We start from the raw sequence: 21,212 nt of genomic DNA, 5'->3' as shown, positions 1-21,212 counted from the left end.
TTATGGCCTTTCGATCTGAAACTCTTGTAGAGGAGAGCCGTGGCGCGGCTCTCCCGAAACGGGGCGGTGTGAAGCGGATTTTCGACCGCAACATTCACGCCTACCTGTTTCTCCTGCCCTGGCTGATTGGCTTCTTCGGCCTCACCCTCGGCCCCGCGCTCGCGTCGCTTTATCTGTCGTTCACCAATTACGACCTGTTGCAGTCGCCGGACTGGGTGGGGGCGGCCAATTATGTGCGCATCGCCACCGCCGACCCCAAATTCGCCGCCGCAATGCAGGTCACCTTTACCTATGTGCTGCTGTCGGTGCCGCTGAAGCTGATCTTCGCGCTTCTGGTGGCGCTCGCCTTCAATCGCGGCATCAAGGGCCTGACGCTTTATCGGGCGATCTTCTATCTGCCATCGCTGCTGGGTTCCAGCGTCGCGATTGCCGTGCTCTGGCGCCAGCTTTTCGCCTCTGATGGTCTCGTCAACATGATCCTGTGGCAGGCTTTCGGTTATGAAGGGCCGAGCTGGATTTCCAATCCGGATTACTCGATCTACACGCTGGTCATCCTGTCCGTCTGGCAGTTCGGTTCTCCGATGATCATCTTCCTCGCGGGTCTGAGACAAATCCCGCAGGATATGTACGAGGCCGCCGAAATCGACGGTGCGAGCAAGGTGCGGCAATTCTTCCGCATTACGCTGCCACTTTTGACGCCTGTCATCTTCTTTAACGCGGTCATCCAGACGATCGACGCTTTCAAGGCCTTCACCCCCGCCTTCATCATTTCCGAAGGCACCGGCGGGCCGATCAACTCGACGCTGTTTTATACGCTTTATCTCTATCAGGAAGCCTTCGGTTTCTTCCGCATGGGTTATGCCTCGGCGCTTGCCTGGATTTTGGTGATCATCATCTCGCTGTTCACGGCCTTCTCGTTCCTCAGCGCGAAATACTGGGTGCACTACGATGACTGATGCTGTTACCGCCCCCCGGCCGGGACAAGGCCCGCAACGTTCACCGCTGAAATCGGTGATGCTCCACACGGCTCTGATCATCGCGTCCTTCGCGATGCTCTATCCGATCCTGTGGATGATATCAGGTTCCTTCCGGCCGCAGGACGAGCTGTTCGGCTCTTCCTCGCTCATTCCCTCGGCGGTCGATTTCGGCGGTTATATTCGCGGCTGGACGGGGCTGCAGGTGAGCTTCGGGCAGTTCTTCTGGAACTCCTTCTTCATCTCGATACTCGCCACCATCGGTAATGTCGTCGGCTGCTCGCTTGCCGCCTTCGCTTTCGCCCGCCTCCGCTTCGGCGGGCGCAATTTCTGGTTCGCGCTTATGCTCGGCACGCTTATGCTGCCCTATCACGTCGTGCTCATCCCGCAATATATCCTGTTTCTGGAAATGGGCTGGGTGAACACCTCGCTGCCGCTGATCGTGCCGAAATATCTGGCGACGGACGCCTTCTTCATTTTCCTGATGGTGCAGTTCTTCCGTGGCATCCCGCGTGAGCTGGATGAGGCGGCTGTCATGGACGGTTGCTCACCCTTCCGCATCTACTGGAAGATCATGCTGCCTTTGTCGCTGCCGGTGCTGGCCACCGCCGCCATCTTTTCCTTCATCTGGACCTGGGACGATTTCTTCGGGCCGCTGATCTATCTGAACGACATCAACACCTACACCGTGCAGCTCGGTCTCCGATCCTTCGTGGATTCCACCGGCAGCTCGGATTGGACCTCGCTTTTCGCCATGTCCAACCTGTCACTGGTGCCGGTCTTCCTGTTCTTCCTGTTCTTCCAGAGGCTGCTCATCGAAGGCATCGCCACCACGGGCATGAAACGCTGAACGGAACCGAGATCGGGAACGCATTTTAAGACAATCAACACTGTCGCTGCCGCCCTGGATGCGGCGCGGCAGTCGGGAGAAACAGCATGGCAAGCAGCATTACTCTGGAAAAAATCGTCAAGCGGTTCGGCGCCTTTCCGGTCGTTCACGGCATCGACCTCAAGATCGAACCGGGCGAGTTCACCGTCTTCGTCGGCCCCTCGGGCTGCGGCAAGTCCACGCTTCTGCGCATGATCGCCGGTCTGGAGGAAATCTCGGAAGGTGATCTTCGTATCGACGGCGAAAGGGTCAACGAAACAGCCGCCTCCAAGCGCGGCATCGCCATGGTCTTCCAGTCCTATGCGCTCTATCCGCATATGAGCGTCTACAAGAACCTCGCCTTCGGTCTCGAAACGGCAGGCTACAAGAAACCGGAAGTCGAGGCGCGGGTGCAGAAGGCCGCCGATATCCTGCAGATCGGCCCGCTGTTGCAGCGCAAGCCGAAGGCACTTTCGGGCGGTCAGCGCCAGCGTGTGGCCATCGGCCGCGCCATCGTGCGCGAGCCGAAAATCTTCCTCTTCGACGAGCCTTTGTCCAACCTCGATGCCGAACTGCGCGTGCAGATGCGCGTCGAAATCGCCAAGCTGCACCAGACGCTGGGCAGTACCATGATCTATGTGACGCATGACCAGGTGGAGGCCATGACCATGGCCGACAAGATCGTGGTGCTGCGTGACGGCCGCATCATGCAGGTCGGCCGCCCGCTCGATCTCTACAACAATCCGGCCAACCAGTTCGTGGCAGGCTTCATCGGTTCGCCGAAAATGAATTTCCTCTCCGCAAAAGTGGCTGCAGGGGACAGTTCCAACCGCACCATCGAGGTGGCCGGCCAGCGCATCGTGCTGGAAAAGCCCGTCGCGGCTGCGCAGGGCGAGCCGCTCACCTTCGGCGTGCGTCCCGAACATGTGAACCCGCAGGCGCAATCCTCGCTCGGCGAAGCTTCTATCCAGCTCGTGGAACATCTCGGCGGCTCGACGGTGGTTTACACCAACACCCCCGACGGCCAGCCCGCCACTGTGCTGCTGGACGGCCAGCGCCAAATCCGCATCGGCGAGACAATTCCCTTTGCCTTTGATCTTTCGAAGACGCATCTGTTCGGGGCGGATGGGCGGCGGATATAGCCCGTTGCCCGTCGTGGGTTTGTTAACCGGGCGACGTGCTCTTAGGCGGCGTGTTTGGGGCGTCCGGGACGGCGTGGCCGGAAATGCGCATGCATCAGAAGCGGGTCACGTTGGGTGACCCGCAGCAGCATCTTTACCGCGTGGCTTACAGGCGTGCCTGCACGATAGTTGTTCCACGTCCGTAAAGTGACGCCGAGAAAATCCGCCGCCTCATTATTGGAAAGGCCGATTTCCTCCTGCCATTTGCGCAAATCCTCCACATCGAAGTCCCGCTGGTCCTCTGCGATCTGGTAGAGGTGATAGGCATCGATCGCCAAGTCGTCTCCGTCCCATTCCACACTCGCACCATAGTCGGCGACTGTCGCGGTCTTCCAGATATCTGCCGAATAGAGTGGATTGAGCAACTCTCCTCCGGTCGCTATCCATCCGGTCAGATCGGCGGTTGATCGGCTTCCATCGGCCCAGTCGATGGTAAGCGTTCCAGGTGGATTGGGCAGAATGGCTTTGATGCGTGGTGTCATGACTTTGTTCCCTTTCCTACAATGGGAAAGCGCGGGTTCGTCCGATTCCATTCATCGACAATCAGGTTCCCATTGGCTCTCGCCCATGCCAAAGCTTCGGCTTCAGACCTGCGAGATAGCTTGCCGCGCAGGATTTCCAGAGTTTCGATGTCGACAAGAGCATCAGCATCCGGTGTTATGATGTGAAAGTGCGGCGGCAAATGATCGTTCGCATAGATGCGTATGATGATGTTCCCGATTTGAATTAATTTGCCCATGCAGCCCCCACGGCATCAATAAAACATAGTGCATAAATTTCACTATGTGAAGGGCGGGAGTGGAGCATATTCTGGCCAGGCAGAAGGCGGGCTCTATGTTCTATAAAGAATGTCTCTGAGAATCATGGCATCTTCTGCGAACTGATCGATATCGTCACCTTTGACAAATTCCAGCATTGCGAAAGCCGGTTTTGTCCAAGCGCTTTCCGGCAGCGCATCAATGCAGGCCCGCCAGTAGTCCGTGCGCTCGGCAAGCGGCAGGCGGCTGGCGTCGGCAAGCCAGGCGAAGACGTGAAGATGGCAGATGCGCGAGCCGAGTGCGGATATTTCCGCAAGTGCATCGTCCAGCGGCAGGCCGGGTGCGGGTTGCCAGTAGAAGAAAAGGTTGGGTGCGGCCAGATCCTGCGCCAGTTGCAGGGCCGAGGGCAGGGTGTCGGTCAGCGAATTGGGGTGATATTCGAGGCCGATCGTCATGCCATAGTCTTCCGCCCGGCGGGCGATTGACGCCAACGCCTCCGTTGCCGCGCGGCGTTCCGAGGGCGAATAATCCGCTGAGGGGCGTTTGCGCTGGCCCGGCCAGATGCGGATATGGCCGGTGCCGAGCGCCTTTGCTGTTTCCAGCACGGCGGTCATGTCCTTGGGCGAAAAATCGGGTGCGAAAATGTAGGAGCCGTAGGAAGAGACGACGAGGCCCGCTTTCGCCGTCCGCGCCGCCACATCCCTTGCATTGGCAAGGTCGCCTGACGGCACATGGATATCCGCGCCCCATTCGATTGCCCTGATGCCATTTGCGGCGGCAAGGTCGATGACGGCCTGCACCGACAGGGAGCGGAAGGTGACGGAGCAGAGGCCCGGCTCAAACATTCTCATGCGATCAGTTCCAGATGTTCCGGCCGCACCTGCTGTTGCAATGGCGCTGCGCGGCAGAAGCGTTCGATTTCGGCAATTGCCATGTCGCCGAGCCTTGCACGTTCAAGGCCGGTGGCGCCGGCGATATGCGGCGTCAGAAAGACGTTCGGCAGGCTGTAAAAGGGTGACCCCGGTGGCGGCACTTCCGGGTCGGTGACGTCGATGACGGCTTCGATGCGTCCGGTTTTCAGTTCGGCCAGAAGCGCGTCTTCATCCACCAGCGCGCCGCGCGCCGTGTTGATCAGGGTTGCGCCGTCCTTCATGCGGGCAAGCGCTGCCGCGCCGATCATATGCCGTGTCTGCGGCAGGGAGGGCGCATGCAGGGAAATGACATCACTCATCGCCATCAGTTCCTCGAGCGAGACAAGACGCACACCGAGCTTTTCCGCCTCCGCTACGCTCAGGAGCGGATCGAAAAGGATGAGGTTGAGCTCGAACGGTTGCAACAGATTGATGACGCGGCGTCCGATGCGCGATGCGCCGACGATGCCGACCGTCAGGCCGAGATTGCCGATGGCCTGCGCCTGCAATCGCTCGACAGGCGCGCGGTCGCGATGCTCCAGATAAAGACGTCGGAAGCCGAAAGTGCGCTTGCCGGCCAGCAGGATCATTGCCAGCGAAAATTCGGCGACCGGCTGCGCATTCGCCTCCGCCGCGCTGCATACGGTAATGCCGCGATCAAACACCGCTTGCGACAGGAAATATTTGACCGTGCCGGCGGCATGGGAGATCAGCCTGAGACGCGGCATCAGCGCCAGTTCCCGCGCGCCGATATCCGGACAGCCCCAGCCGGTCAGAAGAATATCCGTCCGCGCCAGCTGCTCCTTTACTGAAGCGGCGTGGAAATCGCAGATCCGCCCTGCATCGAGAATCTCGACGCTCTGTGACAGCCTTTCGAACGCCTGCGGTGTCAGCACATGCTGGGTTCGCTCCGGGTCCATGGCGAGGCTGACACGCGGAAGCGGGCTCGTCATTGCGGCTCTCCCGTGGCCGCCATGCTGCTGACCGGAACACCCTGTTCCGCAAACAGGCGGTCGAGCGCCTCCATATCCGGAAGTGCCGGAACTGTCGCCAGCGCTTTCTCGCTTTCTGGCCCGGCCACCCCCGCAAAGACCGCGCAGGCAAGCAGGGTTTCGCCCGCCGGAATCTCGCCCCGCAATTGCGGCACCGTGGTCTTGGCGTTGATGAGATTGGTGTTGGGCAGCGTCTTCAGCGCCACGCCGTGACGGATTATGCTGGAGCCGAGATCGATGATGGCGGATATGTCGGCGCCGCAATCGGCTGTCGCCCGGCCCGCCTCTTCGCTCACGGCATCACGGTCGCCGTCGTTGCGGCTGATGGCGAAGCCGCCTTCGGTCACCGAAAGGAGGCCGGTCGACCTGATCCGGTGCAGCCTGACATGCCAGTCACCGGCCGCAACCAGCGTGGTTTCAACGTCGACATCGGGGAACGGCTTCCATGTCGCCCGCAGGCTTTCTCCCGCCAGCAGAACCTTTTCGTTGGTCTCACGCACGCGGTAATGCAGGCCGTCTTCGGAAAAGGCCAGCATATTGTCGAAACCATTGGTGCGGAAGCCGCGCTCATCCACTTCCACGCCGAAACCATAACGCGAGGAATAGGCGAATTTGGCATATTTTTCCGGCCCACCGCGCATGGAAAGGTTTTCCTGGCCGCTGGAAAGCGCCGTGACATTGCCTGTCGCCCGCATCATCACCATGCCGGGATGCGCGAGCGGCTTTGGGTTTGCGGATGTTTCAGGCTGCTTTTCCTCCGCCAGCCAGAAGGGGTGGTTTTCCGGCAGGGCCAGCGGCAGAAAGGCCTTGAAGGCCCAATAGGGCGAGCCCGCCGAATTATAGCTCTCAGACATGGTGAGCTGCGGATAGGCATAGCCGATGGAGAGCACGCCGTCGCGGTCGGCAATCGGCTTTTTCGCCCACCAGCGCAGATGCTGCAGATAAAGCCCCTTGATCTCGCCCCAGGGCAGCGCCTCCTCATCGGCAAAGGCCAGACCTGCCCAGAAGCCGCCGCAGGCGAAACGATAGGTCATGGAGCGCCCGAAGGCGAGTGTGCCGCCATCCTCATCGAACCAGCTGGCGAAATCGCCAGCGAAGAGGCGAGCGCGCTCGCGGTAGCGTTCGGCATAGGCATCATCAGGCTTGCTGAGCTTCGCGTAGATCAGGCTGTAAAAATGCATGGCGAAGGCGATGTAGTGATCGATGCGGCGGTAGTTGCCATCGCGATACCAGCCGTCGGCGATATAGAACTCGTCCAGTTCCTTCTGGAATGCCTCGGTCAGGCTGCGATCGAATTCGATGCCGAGATGATCAAGCGCCATATCGACCATCACCCGGAAAAACTTCCAGTTATTATCGGCGTAATTGCGCTCGCGCGCCGTCAGCAGATAACGGCGCACATTGTCTTTCTGCACGTCGGACAGCGGTTCCCACAGGTGTTGAGGCGCAAGCCGCAGCGCAAACCCGATTGCGGCAAGCTCCACCAACCGCTGGTCCTTCTGGCGCACGTCACCCCAATATTCGGGATGGGAGGGATCGGTGCCGTTGGCTATTCCCTGCGCCAGAAGCGGCCAATGGTCGAAATGATCGCCGCTGAGCGCAAGCGGGGCGATGCCCCAGAGCGGCCGGGCGAAACCTTCCAGATCCGCCGCCGCCCGGTCGAAATGCGCGGCGGCCCCGCTGAGCGTCACTCTTGCGCTGCCCTGCGAAAAATAGGGAAGAAGCGGCGCGAAACTGTCATCCAGCGCCCGCCGGACATCGGCGCGGGTTTTGAGCGGATTACCATGCAGCGGATTAAATCTGGCCATATTGAGCCTGGTCATGGTGTCATGCATCGCGTGTCGCCTTTCCCGTCTTTTTCGCCTTGCCGGCCGTCTGTCCTTCCACCAGCTGCACGCCAAGCTGCACCTGGCGGGCATTGGCGGAAGGTTCCGTCAGCCGGCGGCGCATCAGTTCCACCGCCTCACGGGCGATTTCGCGACGATCGACCCGGATTGTGCTGAGACGGGGCGTGGAGAGTTCGGCAAAGGGCAGGTCGTCGAAGCCGATGATGGAAAGATCATCCGGCACGCCGAGCCCAAGCTCCTGCGCCGCCCCAAGCGCACCCAGCGCAATCGCGTCATTCATGCAGAAAATGCCGGTGAGTTCAGGGTTTTTGGCCAATAGCTGACGAACCGCATCGCCTGCCTGTCCGAAACCGCTATCCGCCGTCGAAAGCAGAAACTCCTCATAGGTCGCGCCCTCTTCCTCAAGGATCGTATGGCGAAAGCCGCGCATACGCTCCCTTATGGTGTGGCGATGATGCGGGCCGATATAGGCGACCCTGCGGTGGCCGAGTTCCAGAAGCCGCCGCGCCGCCAGCGCGCCGCCGTAAAAATTGGAAGGCGAGACGCAATCCAGCATCATCGAGGGATCGGCGCTGTTGACCAGAACCGGTTGCAGCACACCCTGCGTGATGCGGTGGATGATTTCGTCCTCGGGATCGAGACCGATGGCGAGAAGACCGTCCACCTCGCAGACCCGCTGGGTCAGGGCGTCGTCGATCTGCTTCTGATGCAGAAGCCTGATATCAAGTTCGAAGCCATCCGTCTGGGCAAGGCTGCGCAGCATGTCGAAAATATCGTGATAAAAAGCGCCGATATCGCCGGTCGCCCTTTCGGCGGACATGAGCGCAAGGATTTTCTTGCCCTCCAGCGGCACGCCCCCGGTCTGGGTCGTGACCGGCCGCAATGGATAACCAAGCTCCGCCGCTACCCCCAGAACCTTGGTCTGGATGGATGCGCTGATACCCTTTTCCCCTGCGAGAACCCGCGAAACGGTGCTGATGGAAACGCCGGCGCGCTGGGCGATATCCGACTGGCGCGGGCGGCTGATGTCGGGCGTATCGTTCATATCGTCTCCTGCGCTTGCAAAAAAATCTAATATGATGCAAATATTGCAAACCAAGAAAATTTGCAAGAATTTAAGTGTTCAGTGAAAAATTTGCAAAACGCGGGAGGAGCAGATGCAAACTATCGACAGACGTGGATTTTTGGTGACGGCGGCGCTGGCCGGTCTCGGCGTGGCGGCGGGCGGTTTTCGCGCGGCCGCGGCCGAAACCCGGCTTCGCTGCGTATGGTGGGGATCTGCCGACCGCAGCAAGCGCACCAACGACGTGATCGCCCTTTACCAGAAGGCGAACCCGCAGACGGAGATCAGCGGTGAGATGATCGCCGGTTCCGATTACTGGACCAAGCTCGCGACATCGATGGCGGGACGGAACGTCGCCGACATCTTCCAGCTAGAACCTTCCACCATTGCCGATTATTCCGGCCGTGGCGCCTGCATGGAGCTGGACCAGTTCGTCGGCAAGTCGCTTGATCTTTCCACCTTCGGCAAAAGCGAAGTCGATCTCTGCCGTATCGATGGCAAGCTTTACGGCGTCGGCCTCGGGCTGAATTCCTTCTGCATGATGTATGACGCCGATACGCTGAAGGAAGCCGGCGTTTCCGTGCCGCAGGACCAGATCACCTGGAAGGCGCTGGCGGAACTGGCGCGTGATTTCAAGAAGAACGGCCCGGCAAAACGGAACTATTGGGCGGTGCCTTATGGTGCGCGTTATCACTATGTTTTCGATGTCTGGCTGCGCCAGCGCGGCAAGCTTCTGTTTCAGGACGGCACCATCGGCTTCAATAAGGAAGATGCGAAGGAATGGTTCGCCTATTGGGAGGACCTGCGCGAGAACAAGCTCTGCGTTTCCGCCGATATCCAGACGCGTGACGACAATACCATCGAATCCAACGCCCTGACGCTTGGCAATTCGGCCATTGGTTTTGCCTATTCCAACCAGCTGGTCGGTTATCAGAAGCTCAATAAACAGACGCTGTCCATCGGTATGCTGCCGGGTGAGGGGGCGGGCAAGCCGACCGGGCACTATTACCGGCCGGGCCTTATCTGGTCCATTTCGTCCACCTCGACCAATGCGGAGGCGGCGGCGAAATTCATCAACTTCTTCGTCAATGATCTCGAGGCGGGCAAGGTGCTCGGCGTCGAGCGTGGCGTGCCGCCGGCCAAGGTCGTGCGGGAAGCATTGTTGCCGAGCCTCAACGAGACCGAGCGCAAGACGGTGGATTATATCGAAAGCCTGTCGGGCAAGCTCGATTCCTATCCGGAACCCGCCCCGATCGGCGCCAACGAGTTTGACCGTGGCGTGATGCGTCCCATCGCCGATTCGCTCGCCTTCGGCCGCGCCAGCGTGGATGAAGCGGCGCAAAACCTCGTCGACACCGGCACGCGGACCCTGCGCAAGCGCGGCTGACGACGAAACGGGCGCCGCCACACGGAATCGAAGCCGTGTGGCGGTGCTTTTTATGAAGTGCCTGAGATAAATGGCGCTTCACGCCGTTCAAAATGGTCTGTACGACAAACAGTACTGGACAAGTATATGGCATTTAAGCCAGAAATTCTGATCTGGATCGATAAATCTGAAGATTAGAATATGGCGCCCAATTTCCTTCTCGTTGATGCTGAAAAAGAGTTCGATGTCCTGAAAGCGGCGGCGTCGCTGATCCGCGTGCAGATATTGAAGCTGCTGCACGAGGCGAGCGGCCTGAATGTCAACGAAATTGCGCAGAGGCTGGATTTGCCGCAGTCCACCGTTTCCGCCGGCGTGGCCGTTCTCGAGGAGGCGGGGCTGCTGCGAACCGAGACGCGCAAGGCGCGCAAGGGCAACCAGAAAATCTGCTTTGCCACCTGTGATGAACTCATCGTTTCCTTCCGGAAACCCGAGGCGCCGGCGGCATCAAATTACATCGCGGTCGCCATGCCGCTCGGCCTTTATACCCAGAGTTCGGTCACCGCGCCCTGCGGTATCTGCTCGCCGGAGGGCATTATCGGCCTTCTTGATGTGCCCGATACTTTCATGGATCCAGACCGGATGAAGACGGCGCTGCTGTGGTTGACATCGGGTTTTGTGGAGTATCAATTCCCCAATAATGCCAAGATTCAAGGGCGTAGCGTCGAGGAAATAGAGTTTTCGATGGAGGTCAGTTCCGAGGTGCCGGGAACGCACAGTGACTGGCCGTCCGATATCACGCTGTCCGTCAACGGCAGGGAAATCGGTGTGTGGACCTCGCCCGGCGACTTCGGCGACAAGCGGGGCGTATTTACGCCAGACTGGTGGAAACTCTCCGGTTCCCAATACGGCATGCTCAAGACCTGGCGCATCACCGCGCAGGGAACCTATGTTGACGGAACCCGGATTTCGGATGTGACGCTGGCAGATATCGATCTGGCCAGCCACCGCTCCATCCGGTTGCGCATCGAGGTCAAGGCTGATGCAAAACATCCGGGCGGGCTGAATATCTTTGGCCGCGGCTTCGGAAATTACGATCAGGACATCGTCCTGCGCCTGCGCACCGCTGACTGATCCAGCCAATTTTCAAAAGTATGATTTTCGCGGTTGACAGGCGCGGATTCCCTCGGCAACTATATTATCAAATATGGTTCATATCATATTTTAAGATATAAATGCGCAGGGAGGAGAGCCTATGAAAGCGCGGGTTTCAGTCCACCGGGACTTCCGGATTGGGCGTATCGACGATCGTCTGTATTCCGCCTTCATCGAGCATATGGGGCGTGCGATCTATGGCGGGATTTATGAGCCCGGCCATCCGCAGGCGGACGCGAACGGCTTCCGCAAGGACGTCCTGAAATTTGTTCAGGACCTGAAAATTCCGGCCATCCGTTATCCCGGCGGCAACTTCGTTTCGGCCTATCGCTGGGAAGACGGCATCGGGCCGCGCGACCAGCGCCCCATCCGCCTCGACCTCGCATGGCGCTCCAAGGAAACCAACCAGATCGGCATTAACGAGTTCGCCGACTGGGCGCAGATGGCCGGTATCGAGATGATGCTCGCCGTCAATCTTGGCTCCCGTGGTCTGGATGACGCCCGTAATTTCCTTGAATATGTGAATTTTCCGGGCGGCACCGCGCTTAGCGATCTGCGCCGCAGCCACGGCACGGAAAAACCCCACGACGTGAAAATGTGGTGCCTCGGCAACGAGATGGACGGCCCCTGGCAGATCGGCCACAAGACCGCGGTGGAATATGGCCGTCTGGCGAACGAAACCGCCAAGGCTTTCAAGGGCTTCGATCCGACGATTGAAGCAATCGTCTGCGGTAGTTCCAATGACGGCATGCCGACCTATCCCAAATGGGAACGCGAGGTGCTGGAGGAATGCTACGAGAATGTCGATCACATCTCGCTGCACAAATATTTCGGCAATAACAGCCGCGACACGCTGAATTATTTCGGCAAGATCGAGGAAACCGGGCGTTACATCCAGACCATCGCCGGTGTCATCGATTATGTGAAGGCGAAGAAGCGCGCCAAGAACGATGTTTCCATCTGCTTCGACGAATGGAACGTCTGGTATCACATCCGCGAAGAAGACGGCAAACGCATCAAGAGCTGGGACTGGCCGGAAGCGCCGGCACTTCTGGAAGAGACATACAACTTCGAAGATGCGCTGTTTGTCGCCGGCCTGCTCAATGAATTCATTCGCCGTTCGGACCGCGTGCGCATCGCCTGCATCGCCCAGCTCGTCAACGTCATCGCCCCCATCCGCGCGGAAAAGAACGGGCCGGCCTGGCGTCAGACGATCTATTATCCCTATCAGTTCGCCTCGCTTTATGGCCGTGGCGTTGCGCTGAACGTTGCGGTCGATTGCCCGACTTATGATTGCAACGCGGCCGATGACGTCAAATATCTCGATGTCGCCGGTGTCTATGACGAGGCGGAAGGCATTGTGACGCTGTTCGTGCTCAATCGTCATCTGACCGAGGCGGCAGAGATCAATGTCAGCCTCACCGGGTTCTCCTCGGCGACGCTCGATCTGCATCTGGCCATGGCGGGCTATGACCTGCGTGTCGGCAACGGTCCGGATCAGCCGGATCGTGTCGTGCCGGTGCCCGGCAGCGGCGTCGGCGTTGAGGACGGGGCGCTGAAGGGTTCCGTGCCGGCGCTGTCATACCATGTGCTGCGGCTGAAGGTTCAGTGAGGCGGCCATGGGTGTCCGTCTCAACAATATCGCCAAGTCCTTCGGCTCCTTCGCTGCGATCCGGGATGTCTCGATGGAAATCCCGACCGGCAGTTTTGCGGTCTTCGTCGGGCCTTCCGGCTGCGGCAAATCCACATTGCTGCGCATGATCGCTGGTCTTGAGGAGACCAGCGGCGGCCATATCGCCATCGACGACCGTGATGTCACGGCCGTCGAACCGGCCGATCGCGGTGTCGCGATGGTGTTCCAGAACTATGCGCTTTATCCGCATCTCAGCGTGTTCGAGAACATGGCCTTCAGCCTGCGTCTCGCGCGCCGCCCGAAAGCGGAGGTGAATGAGAGAGTGGGCGAGGCTGCCCGCATCCTGCAGCTTGAAGACCACTTGCATAAAAAGCCTTCGCAGCTTTCCGGCGGCCAGCGGCAGCGTGTGGCGATAGGCCGCGCGATCGTGCGGCAGCCGAAGGTCTTCCTCTTCGATGAGCCGCTGTCGAACCTCGATGCGGAACTGCGTGTCCAGATGCGTCTGGAGCTGACCCGGCTTCACCGCAAGCTCGGCGCCACGATGATCTATGTCACGCATGACCAGGTGGAAGCCATGACGCTTGCGGACAAGATCTTCGTGCTGAAGGGCGGTGTGGTGCAGCAGGCCGGTGCACCGCTTACCCTTTATGACGATCCGGATAACCGTTTCGTGGCGGGTTTCATCGGCTCGCCGGCGATGAACTTCCTGCAGGCGGAAATTGTCGAGGAGGCAAACGGCGTGGTGACGCTTTCGCTCGATGGCGGCCAGAGACATCTCGAAGCGCGGCTTTCGCAGCCTGTTTCCGCCGGCCAGCGGGTCGAAATAGGCGTTCGGCCCGAACATCTGATGATTTCGCAGGACGGCGCCCTGCCTGTCAATGTCGAGGTGGCGGAGGAGCTGGGAGATGTCTCCTACCTCTATACCCGCGCGTCGTCAGGCAAGGAAATCATCGTGCAGCGGCAGGGTTCGCGCGAAAGTCTGGACGGCCGGTCCGTGTCGCTGAGCGCCTCGCCCGACCATATTCTGGTTTTCGACACGGATGGCAAAAGGTTGCGATAGGCGCGAGGAGGCGTCTTTCGATGCAGCAGACCGCCTCTTCAAGGGGGGTTTCCACATAAACGGGAGGAGTAAACGATGCGATTGATCAAGACATTGCTTGTTGGCACGGTTCTGGGTTTGACCGCCCTGCCGGTGCTGGCCAAACAGGATATCGTCTGGTGGGACTTTCTGTCCGGCGGTGACGGCGTGCGCATGAAGGCGCTGATCGATGCCTTCAACAAGGAGCACCCGGATATCCAGGTCAAGGGGACGACGCTGGAATGGGGCGTTCCCTTCTATACCAAGGTGCGGACCGCCTCTGCCGTCGGGGAGGGGCCTGATGTCATGACCTACCACCTGTCGCGTGCGCCGCTCGCCCTGCAGGAAAAGGTGCTGAGCGAGATTACCGACAAGGATCTTGAGGAGGCCGGCCTGAAGAAAGACGATTTCTTCAGCGCACCGCTTGAAGCGGCCACCCATGACGGCAAGCTTTATGCCGTGCCGTTCGATATTCACGCGCTTGTTCTTTATTACAATGCCGATCTCCTGAAAGGCTCGCCCTATCTCGATGCCGAAGGCAAATTGACCGGCATCCAGACGATGGATGATTTCGAAAAGGCGCTGGCCTGGGCGAAGGAAAAGGGTGTTGAAACGCCGGTCACCTATCAGTCCGGCGGCGAAGCCGGTGTCTGGCGCGTCTTTTACACCCTGTTCTCGCAGCAGGGCGGCGAACTCGTCACCAATGGCGAGGTTCTGGCCGGCGACAATGCCGAGAAGGCCGCCAAGGCAATCGACACCATGTCGAAATGGCGCGAAAACGGCTGGGCGCCGGAACAGGCCGAGTATCCAGCCTCCGTTGCGCTCTTCTCGGCCGGAAAATCCGCCTTCCAGCTGAACGGCGTCTGGGAAGTGCCCACCTACAAGGACCTGGAGAAAAACGGCAAGCTGGGCTTCAAGTGGAGCGCGGTCGAGGTTCCGCCCTTCATGGGCAAACGCGCCACTTGGGCGGATTCGCACGCCTTTGCCATCCCCAACCAGGGTGACAAGACCGTTTCCGGCGAGAAGCGCGCCGCCGTGATGAAGGTGATCGGCTGGATGGAAAAACACGCCATCAGCTGGGCCGATGCCGGCCATATTCCGGCCTATAAATCGATCACCGAAAGCAGCGAATACAAGGCGATGCAGCCGAACGCCACCTATGCATCGCTGGCGGAAGCGGCGGTGTTCGATCCGAAGACGACGATCACCGGTGTCGCTTCGCCCGCCTATGATGCGGCTCTCAACGTCATCGCCCCGGCCATTCAGGGCTTCATGAGCGGCACGGATGCGGTGGAGCAGATCAGGGAAGAGCTGCAAAGCAAGCTGAAGTAACAGGAAACCTGCCCTCCGGTTTCTGGCCGGAGGGCAGCACGCAATGCAAGGTTCCGGAGACATTCCATGGCTATGATTGAAAACCGGCGCAAGAAATCGCTGATCGCGCTGTCGATGGTGACGCCGTTCATCGTGGTCTTCGTCACCTTCTTCCTTTACCCGCTGATCGAGATGGTGCGCATCAGTTTCACCGATGCGCCGCTGATCGGCGATGGTGACTGGGTGGGGTTTGCGAACTACGCAAAGCTGCTGGGCGACCGCCTCTTCGTCACGTCGCTGAAAAACAACGGCTATTTCGTGCTTCTGACCGTCGTGCCGACGACCGTCATCGCCCTGATGATCGCTCTCGCCGTCAGCCGCCTTTCGGGCGTGAAGCAGACGATCGCCATGAGCCTGTTTTTCCTGCCCTATGTGCTGCCGGTTTCGGTCGTCACGGAAATCTGGGCGTGGATGCTCGATCTGCAGTTCGGCATTCTCCAGCCGGTGATTTCGCTGATTGCCGGCAAGCCGGTCGCGGTTTTCAAGAACCCCTACTGGGTCATGCCGATGGTTGCCGTCGTCACCATCTGGTGGACGAACGGTTTCAACGTGCTGCTGTTCATCGCCGGTTTGCGCAATATTCCGACGGAGCTTTATGAGGCGGCCTCACTTGACGGCGCAACGACGTGGCAGCGCTTCTGGCGGGTGACTTGGCCGCTTCTCTGGCCCGTCACCGCGCTCATTCTCACACTGCAACTGATCTTGCAGCTGAAGATATTCGACCAGATCTATCTCCTGAGCGGCGGCGGACCCTTCAATTCCAGCTTCGTGCTTCTGCTCAAGGTCTATCGCGAGGCGTTCCAGCTGAACAATGGCGGTTACGCCTCCGCCGTGGCCACCGTGCTCTTCCTGCTGATCGTCACCGTTTCCATTCTCCAGTTCCAGTTGCTGCGCATCCGGAGGAACTCATGAGCTTCACGAAAAGACTAGAAAACGTCGTTCTGACCCTGCTGACATTCTCAGCGGCGCTCGTGTGGATCTTTCCGCTCTACTGGGGTTTCGTGACGTCGCTGCGTTCGGACAATAATGTTGCCGGCAACATGTCGCTGTTGCCCGATGAGTTTCAGTTGGGGGCTTATGTAAACGCCCTCTTCAACACGCGGCTGTTGACCTGGTATGTGAATTCCATCGGCACCGCCGCAATCGTCACTGTCTCCGTGCTGCTGATTTCGATGCTGTGCGCCTATGCCCTGTCGCAGATCCGCTTTCCGGGACGGCGTCTGCTTTATGGCATCGTGCTTGCGAGTTTCATGGTGCCGGCGCAGACGCTCGTCGTCACCCAGTTCATCCTGATGAAGAACCTCAACCTCATCAACACCTGGGCGGGCATCATCCTGCCGCAGCTCATCACGCCCATCGTCATCATCGTTTACAAGCAGTTCTTCGACAGCGTGCCGAAGGAGATGCGCGAAGCGGTGGTTCTGGATGGCGGCGGCGAATATACGATCCTGTTCAAGGTCTATCTGCCGCTGAACTGGGGGATCACCACCGCCATGGCGATCGTGACCTTCATTACGGTGTGGAACGCCTTCTTCTGGCCCTTCCTGGTCGTCACCTCTGAAAACATGATGACGATCCCCGTCGGCATTACACAGGTCAACGACACTTTCGGCATTGTTTATGCGCGCCTGATGGCCATCGCCATGCTGGCGGCCCTGCCGGTCATCATCGCCTATGTCATCTTCCAGCGGCGCGTGACGGAAGCGATCATGATCTCCTCCGGCGTGAAAGGGTGAGGCCGGCGCTGCTTAGATGACGTGGGCATTGTGCAGGGCGGTCAGCACCTCGTTCTTGAGGTGTGCGAGTTCAGGAGACCGCCGGTCGCGCGGGCGCGGCACGTCCACCTCTATCCGCTGCTGGATACGGCCATCATGGGCGCCCATCATGTAGATCCGGTCGCCGAGATAGAGCGCCTCGTCGATATCGTGGGTGACGAGCAGGAAGGAAATGCCGCGCTGTTCGATGAGCTTCAGCACAAGGTCCTGCAACTTCATCCGGGTGAAAGCATCGACCGCACTGAAAGGTTCATCGAGCAGCAGGATGCGCGGCTCGGTGTAGAGCGCCCTTGCGATCGCCACGCGTTGCGCCATGCCGCCCGAAAGGGCCTTCGGCAGCGCGCCGCCGTGGCCGCTCAAACCGACATCGTCAATCAGCCCCTTCACGCGCTCGACATCATATTTCCTTCCGGCCGCATAACCGATGTTTTCGGCAACCGTCAGCCAGGGCATTAGGCGGGGCTCCTGAAAGACAAAGGCGATGGGCGGTGAGTCCGATGCCTTTTCCTCGTCTTGCTGAATTCTGACAGCGCCTGAAAAACGCCGGTCTAGGCCGGCGGCGATGCGCAGCAGCGTGCTCTTTCCGCAGCCGCTGGGGCCAAGGAGAACCGCCGCTTCGCCATCACCCAGCGTGAGCTGGATATCCTGAAGGATCACTGTGTCGCCGAAAGCCTTTTCGCGCACATCGACATTGAGCAAACTCATCGCAGGCGTCCTTCCTGCTGAAGGGGATAGGTGTCGCGCCAGCGCAGGCAGCGGTCTTCGACGATCTTGAAGAGGCTGTCGGAAATCTTGCCCAGCACCGCAAGGCAGATGATGGCGATCATGACGAGATCAGGCCGGGAAAGCTCCCGCCCGTCGGACAGCATGTAGCCGATACCTTCGGACGCGGCCAGAAGCTCGGCCGCGACGACGCTCAGCCAGGCAAGCGACAGCCCGTAACGCAGGCCCGTGAAGAGATGCGGCAGGGAGGCGGGAATGAAAATCCGCCAAACCAGCACGGGCAGCGGCTGACGATACATCTCGCCAACCTCCACCAGCTTGCGGTCAACATTTCGGATACCGGAAAAAAGATTGAGGTAGACGGGAAAAAACGCGCTTTTGGCGATCAGCACGATTTTCGAGGTCTCGCCGATGCCGAACCAGATCATCAGCAGCGGCACCCATGCAAGGCTTGGGACCGCCCGCAGCGCCTGAAATGTCGGCTCGAGATAACGCTCGGCGGCGATCACCAGCCCCACCAGCGAACCGACCACGATGGCGAGCAGGGAGCCGATGACGAAGCCGACGAAGACGCGCGCGGTACTGGCCGCAACATTCGTCCACAGGGGACCTTCCGCAAGCCGCAGGAAGGTGTCGTAAAGTTCGGAGGGCGGCGGCAGCACATAGGGGCTGACCCAGCCGAGGCGGACAAAAAGCTCGAGCAGCAGCAGTGACCCGACCGGCACGATTGCGCCGCGCAGATCAAAGCGGCCAAGGAAATTCCCCACCCTTTGCGCAAGTGGCAACCGGGAAGGGAATTGTTTCGCAGTCTGTTTCACGCGCTGGAATTCGCGCGGATGGGAATTCATGCGCCAAGTGCCTTTTTCGCCGGTGCCGGATCGATCAGCGATGACAGGACAGTGTCGACATTGACGCCCGGGCGCAGGACGTCGTCGCCCAAGAGCGGCGTGACGATGCGGATCGAGTTCAGCAATTCCTCACCGGGAACGGGATCCTTCCAGTCGCGCTTCTCGATCGTCAGCTTGGTGATCTTGGGATCGTTGCCGGTGACCTGCGTGACAAAATCGATGAATTCGCCCTTGTTTTCACGGATCCATTTCTGCGTCTGCACCCAGACGCCAAGAAGCCTGTCGACCGCTTTCGGGTGCTTCGCCAGAAACTCCTCGGAAGCGCTGAAGACACTACCGTCGCGCCAGCTGCGCTCGTCGAAAATCGCCCGGTCGCCCGCAAGCTCGGCCTGGGAGGTATGCGGATCGATGCCGACCCAGGCATCCACCTGACCCTGCTGAAGCGCGTTGAAACCTTCCGGATGCTGCAGGTTCACGACCTTGAGGTCGTCGATGGACAGCTTGTTCTGGTCAAGCGCGCGGACGAGGGTGAAATAGGGCGCGGTGCCCTTGGTCACCGCAATGGTCTTGCCCTTGAGATCGGCGACGGTCTTGATCGGCGAGTCCGGGCGCACCTGAATGATGGAGGAACCGCCCCAGCTCGCCACATAGATCACCTTCAGCGGCACGCCGTTGGCGCGGGCGAGAAAGGCTGATAGTGCGGCCGAGCCGGCAAAATCCGTCGAGCCGACTTTCAGGAATTCGAGCGAATTGTTGCTGCCGCGGGATTGCACCCAGGTGATCTTGGTGCCGACATCCTTGAAAGCCTCCTCAAGCCAGCCCTTGTTCTTTATCAGCAGCGTGTGGGAGGAGTAAAACCCCCAGTCCAGCTTCAGCTCCGCAGGAAATTCCGGCGAACTCTGGGCCAGGGCATTGCCCGTGACAAGTGGTGCTGCGAGCGCGCCGGCAATACCGAATTTGAGGATCTGGCGGCGGGAATGTTCGGCCTTCATATTAATTCACCTAATTTATGTAATTTGTGTACTTAAAGGGTATGGGCGGGTGTTTTTAAGGTCAATCCGCCGTTCTGGAACCCCATGCCAAACTTTGCGAGCGGCGTGGAAAATCTCCCTACCGCGAGTGCGATTGGCGCGATGGCGCGTTATTCAGGAAAAAAACGATTGGCCGGCCGTTGCAGGCCAAGATGGTCGCGCAATGTCGGCCCCTCATAGTCCTTGCGGAACAGCCCGCGCTTTTGCAACTCCGGCACCACCTGCGTCGTGAAGTCGTCAAGGCCGGCTGGCAGGAAGGGGAAGGTGACATTGAAACCGTCCGAGCCTTCCTCATGGAGCCATTGCTCCATTTCGTCGGCGATGGTCTTTGGCGTGCCGACAAAGGCAAGACCCGCATAGCCGCCCAGCCGTTGGGCGAGCTGGCGCACCGTCAGGGCTTCGCTTCGGGCAAGCTCGATGACCCTTTCGCGGCTGGATTTGCTGGCATTGGTCTCGGGAATATCAGGCAGGGGGCTATCGGGATCGAAACCGGAAACATCGTGGCCCAGCGCAATGGAAAGCGAGGCGATTGCGCTGTCATAATGGACAAGGCTGTCGAGCCTGGCGCGTTTGGCCTTTGCCTCTTCCACACTGTCACCCACGAGAACGAAAGCGCCGGGCAGGATGACGATTCCGTCGCGGGAACGACCCGCCGCGACGGTCCTGTCCTTGACGTCCTTATAGAAGGCCTTTCCTGCCGCAAGCGTGGGTGTTGCGGCAAAAACGACTTCCGCGGTTTCGGCGGCAAGCTGGCGCCCCGGCTCGGAAGCCCCTGCCTGAACGATAACGGGCCAACCCTGCACCGGGCGCGCGATGTTGAGCGGTCCGCGCACGGAAAATTCGGGGCCCTTGTGGTCCAGCACATGCATCTTATCGGGATCGAAGAACAGCCCGCTATCGACATCCCGGATAAAGGCGTCGTCCGAAAAGGAATCCCAGAGGCCGGTGACGACATCGTAAAATTCCCGCGCACGGCCATAGCGCTCCGCATGGTCAGGCTGTTCCTCGCGGCCGAAGTTCCGGGCTGCGTCGGGATTTGACGTGGTGACGATGTTCCAGCCGGCGCGGCCATTGCTGAGGTGATCGAGCGAGGCGAAACGCCGGGCCACATGGTATGGCTCATCGAATGTGGTGGAGGCGGTGGCGACCAGTCCGATGCGGGAGGTGACGGCGGCGAGCGCCGAAAGCAGGGTGAAGGGCTCAAAGGAGGTGACGGTATGGCTGCGGCGCAATGCCTCCGTGGGCATGTTCAGCACCGCCAGATGATCGGCCATGAAGAATGCATCGAATTTCGCGGCCTCGAGCTGCTGTGCGAAGCGCGCGAGATGGGCGAAATTGAAATTCGCATCCGGGAAGGCGCCCGGATAACGCCATGCACCCGTGTGGAGACTGACGGGCCGCATGAAGGCGCCGAGATGCAGTTTGCGATCATTTGCCATGGGCTTCGCTTTCGTTGATGTTTTCGGCTCGCGCGGCGCGTTGCTGATGGCTTTAACTGCAGGCAGGCCTTTGCTTGTCGCGACGATATCCCTGCCGGACGATCGACGCGGCGAAGACTATTCCGATTATGATTTCCGAACCGAAAGATTTTTGCTGAAATTCTGCATTTGGCGGTGATCCCGTGGCGGCAGCCGCTCGGTC

Annotated in this window: 21 protein-coding genes; 11 read left to right on the top strand and 10 right to left on the bottom strand. The window is 59.7% G+C overall.

Annotated elements, in window-relative coordinates:
• The first annotated feature begins 2 nt into the window (after positions 1 to 2).
• The 3 genes from MRBLRC7O_RS14900 (at position 3) to MRBLRC7O_RS14890 (ending at position 2,984) form a co-directional block, all read left to right on the top strand.
• The gene (locus MRBLRC7O_RS14900; RefSeq protein WP_020810284.1) at positions 3 to 956 is read left to right on the top strand and encodes a carbohydrate ABC transporter permease; all 954 of its coding nucleotides are present in this window, start codon (positions 3 to 5) and stop codon (positions 954 to 956) included.
• Positions 949 to 1,824 carry a carbohydrate ABC transporter permease gene (locus tag MRBLRC7O_RS14895; RefSeq protein WP_020810285.1) on the top strand — a complete coding sequence of 292 codons (876 nt, stop codon included), beginning with the start codon at positions 949 to 951 and terminating at the stop codon, positions 1,822 to 1,824. The genes MRBLRC7O_RS14900 and MRBLRC7O_RS14895 overlap by 8 nt, the downstream gene beginning before the upstream one ends.
• Before the next feature lie 86 nt (positions 1,825 to 1,910).
• Entirely contained in the window at positions 1,911 to 2,984 is a 1,074-nt protein-coding gene (locus MRBLRC7O_RS14890) for an ABC transporter ATP-binding protein (RefSeq protein WP_003508161.1), read from the top strand.
• A 41-nt stretch (positions 2,985 to 3,025) separates the two neighbouring features.
• Here the strand turns inward: MRBLRC7O_RS14890 and MRBLRC7O_RS14885 are convergent, their stop codons facing one another.
• The 6 genes from MRBLRC7O_RS14885 to MRBLRC7O_RS14860 form a co-directional block, all read right to left on the bottom strand.
• Positions 3,026 to 3,505, bottom strand: a complete 480-nt coding sequence (locus tag MRBLRC7O_RS14885; RefSeq protein WP_020810286.1) for a helix-turn-helix domain-containing protein — start codon at positions 3,503 to 3,505, stop codon at positions 3,026 to 3,028.
• Positions 3,502 to 3,762: a DUF4160 domain-containing protein gene (locus MRBLRC7O_RS14880; RefSeq protein WP_020810287.1), complete on the bottom strand. Its 261-nt coding sequence runs from the start codon at positions 3,760 to 3,762 to the stop codon at positions 3,502 to 3,504. The genes MRBLRC7O_RS14885 and MRBLRC7O_RS14880 overlap by 4 nt, the downstream gene beginning before the upstream one ends.
• A 93-nt stretch (positions 3,763 to 3,855) precedes the next feature.
• Entirely contained in the window at positions 3,856 to 4,632 is a 777-nt protein-coding gene (locus MRBLRC7O_RS14875) for a sugar phosphate isomerase/epimerase family protein (protein WP_020810288.1), read from the bottom strand.
• Positions 4,629 to 5,645 carry a hydroxyacid dehydrogenase gene (locus tag MRBLRC7O_RS14870; protein WP_020810289.1) on the bottom strand — a complete coding sequence of 339 codons (1,017 nt, stop codon included), beginning with the start codon at positions 5,643 to 5,645 and terminating at the stop codon, positions 4,629 to 4,631. The genes MRBLRC7O_RS14875 and MRBLRC7O_RS14870 overlap by 4 nt, the downstream gene beginning before the upstream one ends.
• Positions 5,642 to 7,519, bottom strand: coding sequence for a DUF2264 domain-containing protein (locus MRBLRC7O_RS14865; RefSeq protein ID WP_020810290.1), 1,878 nt, complete (start codon positions 7,517 to 7,519; stop codon positions 5,642 to 5,644). The genes MRBLRC7O_RS14870 and MRBLRC7O_RS14865 overlap by 4 nt, the downstream gene beginning before the upstream one ends.
• Entirely contained in the window at positions 7,512 to 8,576 is a 1,065-nt protein-coding gene (locus MRBLRC7O_RS14860) for a LacI family DNA-binding transcriptional regulator (RefSeq protein ID WP_060726496.1), read from the bottom strand. Before MRBLRC7O_RS14860 ends, MRBLRC7O_RS14865 begins: the two co-directional genes overlap by 8 nt.
• A gap of 112 nt (positions 8,577 to 8,688) precedes the next feature.
• Here MRBLRC7O_RS14860 and MRBLRC7O_RS14855 point away from each other — a divergent pair, with 112 nt between their 5' ends.
• The 7 genes from MRBLRC7O_RS14855 to MRBLRC7O_RS14825 all read left to right on the top strand — a co-directional run bounded on the left by MRBLRC7O_RS14855 (position 8,689) and on the right by MRBLRC7O_RS14825 (position 16,930).
• Positions 8,689 to 9,981, top strand: a complete 1,293-nt coding sequence (locus MRBLRC7O_RS14855) for an ABC transporter substrate-binding protein (protein ID WP_026372429.1) — start codon at positions 8,689 to 8,691, stop codon at positions 9,979 to 9,981.
• Between the two features lie 180 nt (positions 9,982 to 10,161).
• Positions 10,162 to 11,091 carry an ArsR/SmtB family transcription factor gene (locus tag MRBLRC7O_RS14850; RefSeq protein ID WP_020812829.1) on the top strand — a complete coding sequence of 310 codons (930 nt, stop codon included), beginning with the start codon at positions 10,162 to 10,164 and terminating at the stop codon, positions 11,089 to 11,091.
• A 121-nt stretch (positions 11,092 to 11,212) separates the two neighbouring features.
• Positions 11,213 to 12,724 (top strand): arabinosylfuranosidase ArfA, encoded by a 1,512-nt coding sequence (gene arfA, locus MRBLRC7O_RS14845; RefSeq protein ID WP_020812830.1) that lies wholly within the window; start codon positions 11,213 to 11,215, stop codon positions 12,722 to 12,724.
• A 7-nt stretch (positions 12,725 to 12,731) separates the two neighbouring features.
• Complete coding sequence (locus MRBLRC7O_RS14840) at positions 12,732 to 13,805, top strand: ABC transporter ATP-binding protein (protein ID WP_020812831.1); 1,074 nt, start codon at positions 12,732 to 12,734, stop codon at positions 13,803 to 13,805.
• Positions 13,806 to 13,880: 75 nt separating this feature from the next.
• A complete protein-coding gene (locus tag MRBLRC7O_RS14835) occupies positions 13,881 to 15,155 on the top strand; it encodes an extracellular solute-binding protein (protein ID WP_020812832.1) in 1,275 nt (424 codons plus the stop codon).
• A 66-nt stretch (positions 15,156 to 15,221) separates the two neighbouring features.
• Positions 15,222 to 16,106, top strand: coding sequence for a carbohydrate ABC transporter permease (locus tag MRBLRC7O_RS14830; protein ID WP_020812833.1), 885 nt, complete (start codon positions 15,222 to 15,224; stop codon positions 16,104 to 16,106).
• Entirely contained in the window at positions 16,103 to 16,930 is an 828-nt protein-coding gene (locus tag MRBLRC7O_RS14825) for a carbohydrate ABC transporter permease (protein WP_003508186.1), read from the top strand. Before MRBLRC7O_RS14830 ends, MRBLRC7O_RS14825 begins: the two co-directional genes overlap by 4 nt.
• Before the next feature lie 12 nt (positions 16,931 to 16,942).
• Here MRBLRC7O_RS14825 and MRBLRC7O_RS14820 read toward each other — a convergent pair whose 3' ends face one another.
• The 4 genes from MRBLRC7O_RS14820 to MRBLRC7O_RS14805 all read right to left on the bottom strand — a co-directional run bounded on the left by MRBLRC7O_RS14820 (position 16,943) and on the right by MRBLRC7O_RS14805 (position 21,010).
• Positions 16,943 to 17,674: an ABC transporter ATP-binding protein gene (locus MRBLRC7O_RS14820; RefSeq protein WP_020812834.1), complete on the bottom strand. Its 732-nt coding sequence runs from the start codon at positions 17,672 to 17,674 to the stop codon at positions 16,943 to 16,945.
• Complete coding sequence (locus MRBLRC7O_RS14815; RefSeq protein ID WP_020812835.1) at positions 17,671 to 18,540, bottom strand: ABC transporter permease; 870 nt, start codon at positions 18,538 to 18,540, stop codon at positions 17,671 to 17,673. The genes MRBLRC7O_RS14820 and MRBLRC7O_RS14815 overlap by 4 nt, the downstream gene beginning before the upstream one ends.
• Positions 18,537 to 19,532: an aliphatic sulfonate ABC transporter substrate-binding protein gene (locus MRBLRC7O_RS14810; protein WP_367727478.1), complete on the bottom strand. Its 996-nt coding sequence runs from the start codon at positions 19,530 to 19,532 to the stop codon at positions 18,537 to 18,539. The genes MRBLRC7O_RS14815 and MRBLRC7O_RS14810 overlap by 4 nt, the downstream gene beginning before the upstream one ends.
• Positions 19,533 to 19,681: 149 nt before the next feature.
• Positions 19,682 to 21,010: an LLM class flavin-dependent oxidoreductase gene (locus tag MRBLRC7O_RS14805; protein WP_111821041.1), complete on the bottom strand. Its 1,329-nt coding sequence runs from the start codon at positions 21,008 to 21,010 to the stop codon at positions 19,682 to 19,684.
• On the opposite strand from MRBLRC7O_RS14805, the gene MRBLRC7O_RS14800 reads away from it, so the two are divergent.
• On the top strand, positions 21,009 to 21,188 hold the full coding sequence (locus MRBLRC7O_RS14800; protein WP_060723496.1) for a hypothetical protein: 180 nt from the start codon (positions 21,009 to 21,011) through the stop codon (positions 21,186 to 21,188). The genes MRBLRC7O_RS14805 and MRBLRC7O_RS14800 overlap by 2 nt on opposite strands.
• The last annotated feature ends 24 nt before the right edge of the window (positions 21,189 to 21,212 follow it).

It is taken from the genome of Agrobacterium radiobacter (assembly GCF_040801995.1).
Lineage (GTDB): Bacteria > Pseudomonadota > Alphaproteobacteria > Rhizobiales > Rhizobiaceae > Agrobacterium > Agrobacterium radiobacter.
This window is presented reverse-complemented; position numbering and strand designations above follow the sequence as displayed.

Excerpts from the sequence above, each read along its gene's own strand:
- MRBLRC7O_RS14895 (WP_020810285.1), top strand. The coding sequence starts at position 949 with ATGACTGATGCTGTTACCGCCCCCCGGCCGGGACAAGGCCCGCAACGT.
- MRBLRC7O_RS14885 (WP_020810286.1), bottom strand. The coding sequence starts at position 3,505 with ATGACACCACGCATCAAAGCCATTCTGCCCAATCCACCTGGAACGCTT.
- MRBLRC7O_RS14860 (WP_060726496.1), bottom strand. The coding sequence starts at position 8,576 with ATGAACGATACGCCCGACATCAGCCGCCCGCGCCAGTCGGATATCGCC.
- MRBLRC7O_RS14850 (WP_020812829.1), top strand. The coding sequence starts at position 10,162 with ATGGCGCCCAATTTCCTTCTCGTTGATGCTGAAAAAGAGTTCGATGTC.
- MRBLRC7O_RS14800 (WP_060723496.1), top strand. The coding sequence starts at position 21,009 with ATGGGCTTCGCTTTCGTTGATGTTTTCGGCTCGCGCGGCGCGTTGCTG.
- MRBLRC7O_RS14830 (WP_020812833.1), top strand. The coding sequence starts at position 15,222 with ATGGCTATGATTGAAAACCGGCGCAAGAAATCGCTGATCGCGCTGTCG.
- MRBLRC7O_RS14870 (WP_020810289.1), bottom strand. The coding sequence starts at position 5,645 with ATGACGAGCCCGCTTCCGCGTGTCAGCCTCGCCATGGACCCGGAGCGA.
- MRBLRC7O_RS14820 (WP_020812834.1), bottom strand. The coding sequence starts at position 17,674 with ATGAGTTTGCTCAATGTCGATGTGCGCGAAAAGGCTTTCGGCGACACA.
- MRBLRC7O_RS14890 (WP_003508161.1), top strand. The coding sequence starts at position 1,911 with ATGGCAAGCAGCATTACTCTGGAAAAAATCGTCAAGCGGTTCGGCGCC.
- MRBLRC7O_RS14835 (WP_020812832.1), top strand. The coding sequence starts at position 13,881 with ATGCGATTGATCAAGACATTGCTTGTTGGCACGGTTCTGGGTTTGACC.
- MRBLRC7O_RS14875 (WP_020810288.1), bottom strand. The coding sequence starts at position 4,632 with ATGAGAATGTTTGAGCCGGGCCTCTGCTCCGTCACCTTCCGCTCCCTG.
- arfA (WP_020812830.1), top strand. The coding sequence starts at position 11,213 with ATGAAAGCGCGGGTTTCAGTCCACCGGGACTTCCGGATTGGGCGTATC.
- MRBLRC7O_RS14900 (WP_020810284.1), top strand. The coding sequence starts at position 3 with ATGGCCTTTCGATCTGAAACTCTTGTAGAGGAGAGCCGTGGCGCGGCT.
- MRBLRC7O_RS14805 (WP_111821041.1), bottom strand. The coding sequence starts at position 21,010 with ATGGCAAATGATCGCAAACTGCATCTCGGCGCCTTCATGCGGCCCGTC.
- MRBLRC7O_RS14840 (WP_020812831.1), top strand. The coding sequence starts at position 12,732 with ATGGGTGTCCGTCTCAACAATATCGCCAAGTCCTTCGGCTCCTTCGCT.
- MRBLRC7O_RS14825 (WP_003508186.1), top strand. The coding sequence starts at position 16,103 with ATGAGCTTCACGAAAAGACTAGAAAACGTCGTTCTGACCCTGCTGACA.
- MRBLRC7O_RS14815 (WP_020812835.1), bottom strand. The coding sequence starts at position 18,540 with ATGAATTCCCATCCGCGCGAATTCCAGCGCGTGAAACAGACTGCGAAA.
- MRBLRC7O_RS14855 (WP_026372429.1), top strand. The coding sequence starts at position 8,689 with ATGCAAACTATCGACAGACGTGGATTTTTGGTGACGGCGGCGCTGGCC.
- MRBLRC7O_RS14865 (WP_020810290.1), bottom strand. The coding sequence starts at position 7,519 with ATGCATGACACCATGACCAGGCTCAATATGGCCAGATTTAATCCGCTG.
- MRBLRC7O_RS14810 (WP_367727478.1), bottom strand. The coding sequence starts at position 19,532 with ATGAAGGCCGAACATTCCCGCCGCCAGATCCTCAAATTCGGTATTGCC.
- MRBLRC7O_RS14880 (WP_020810287.1), bottom strand. The coding sequence starts at position 3,762 with ATGGGCAAATTAATTCAAATCGGGAACATCATCATACGCATCTATGCG.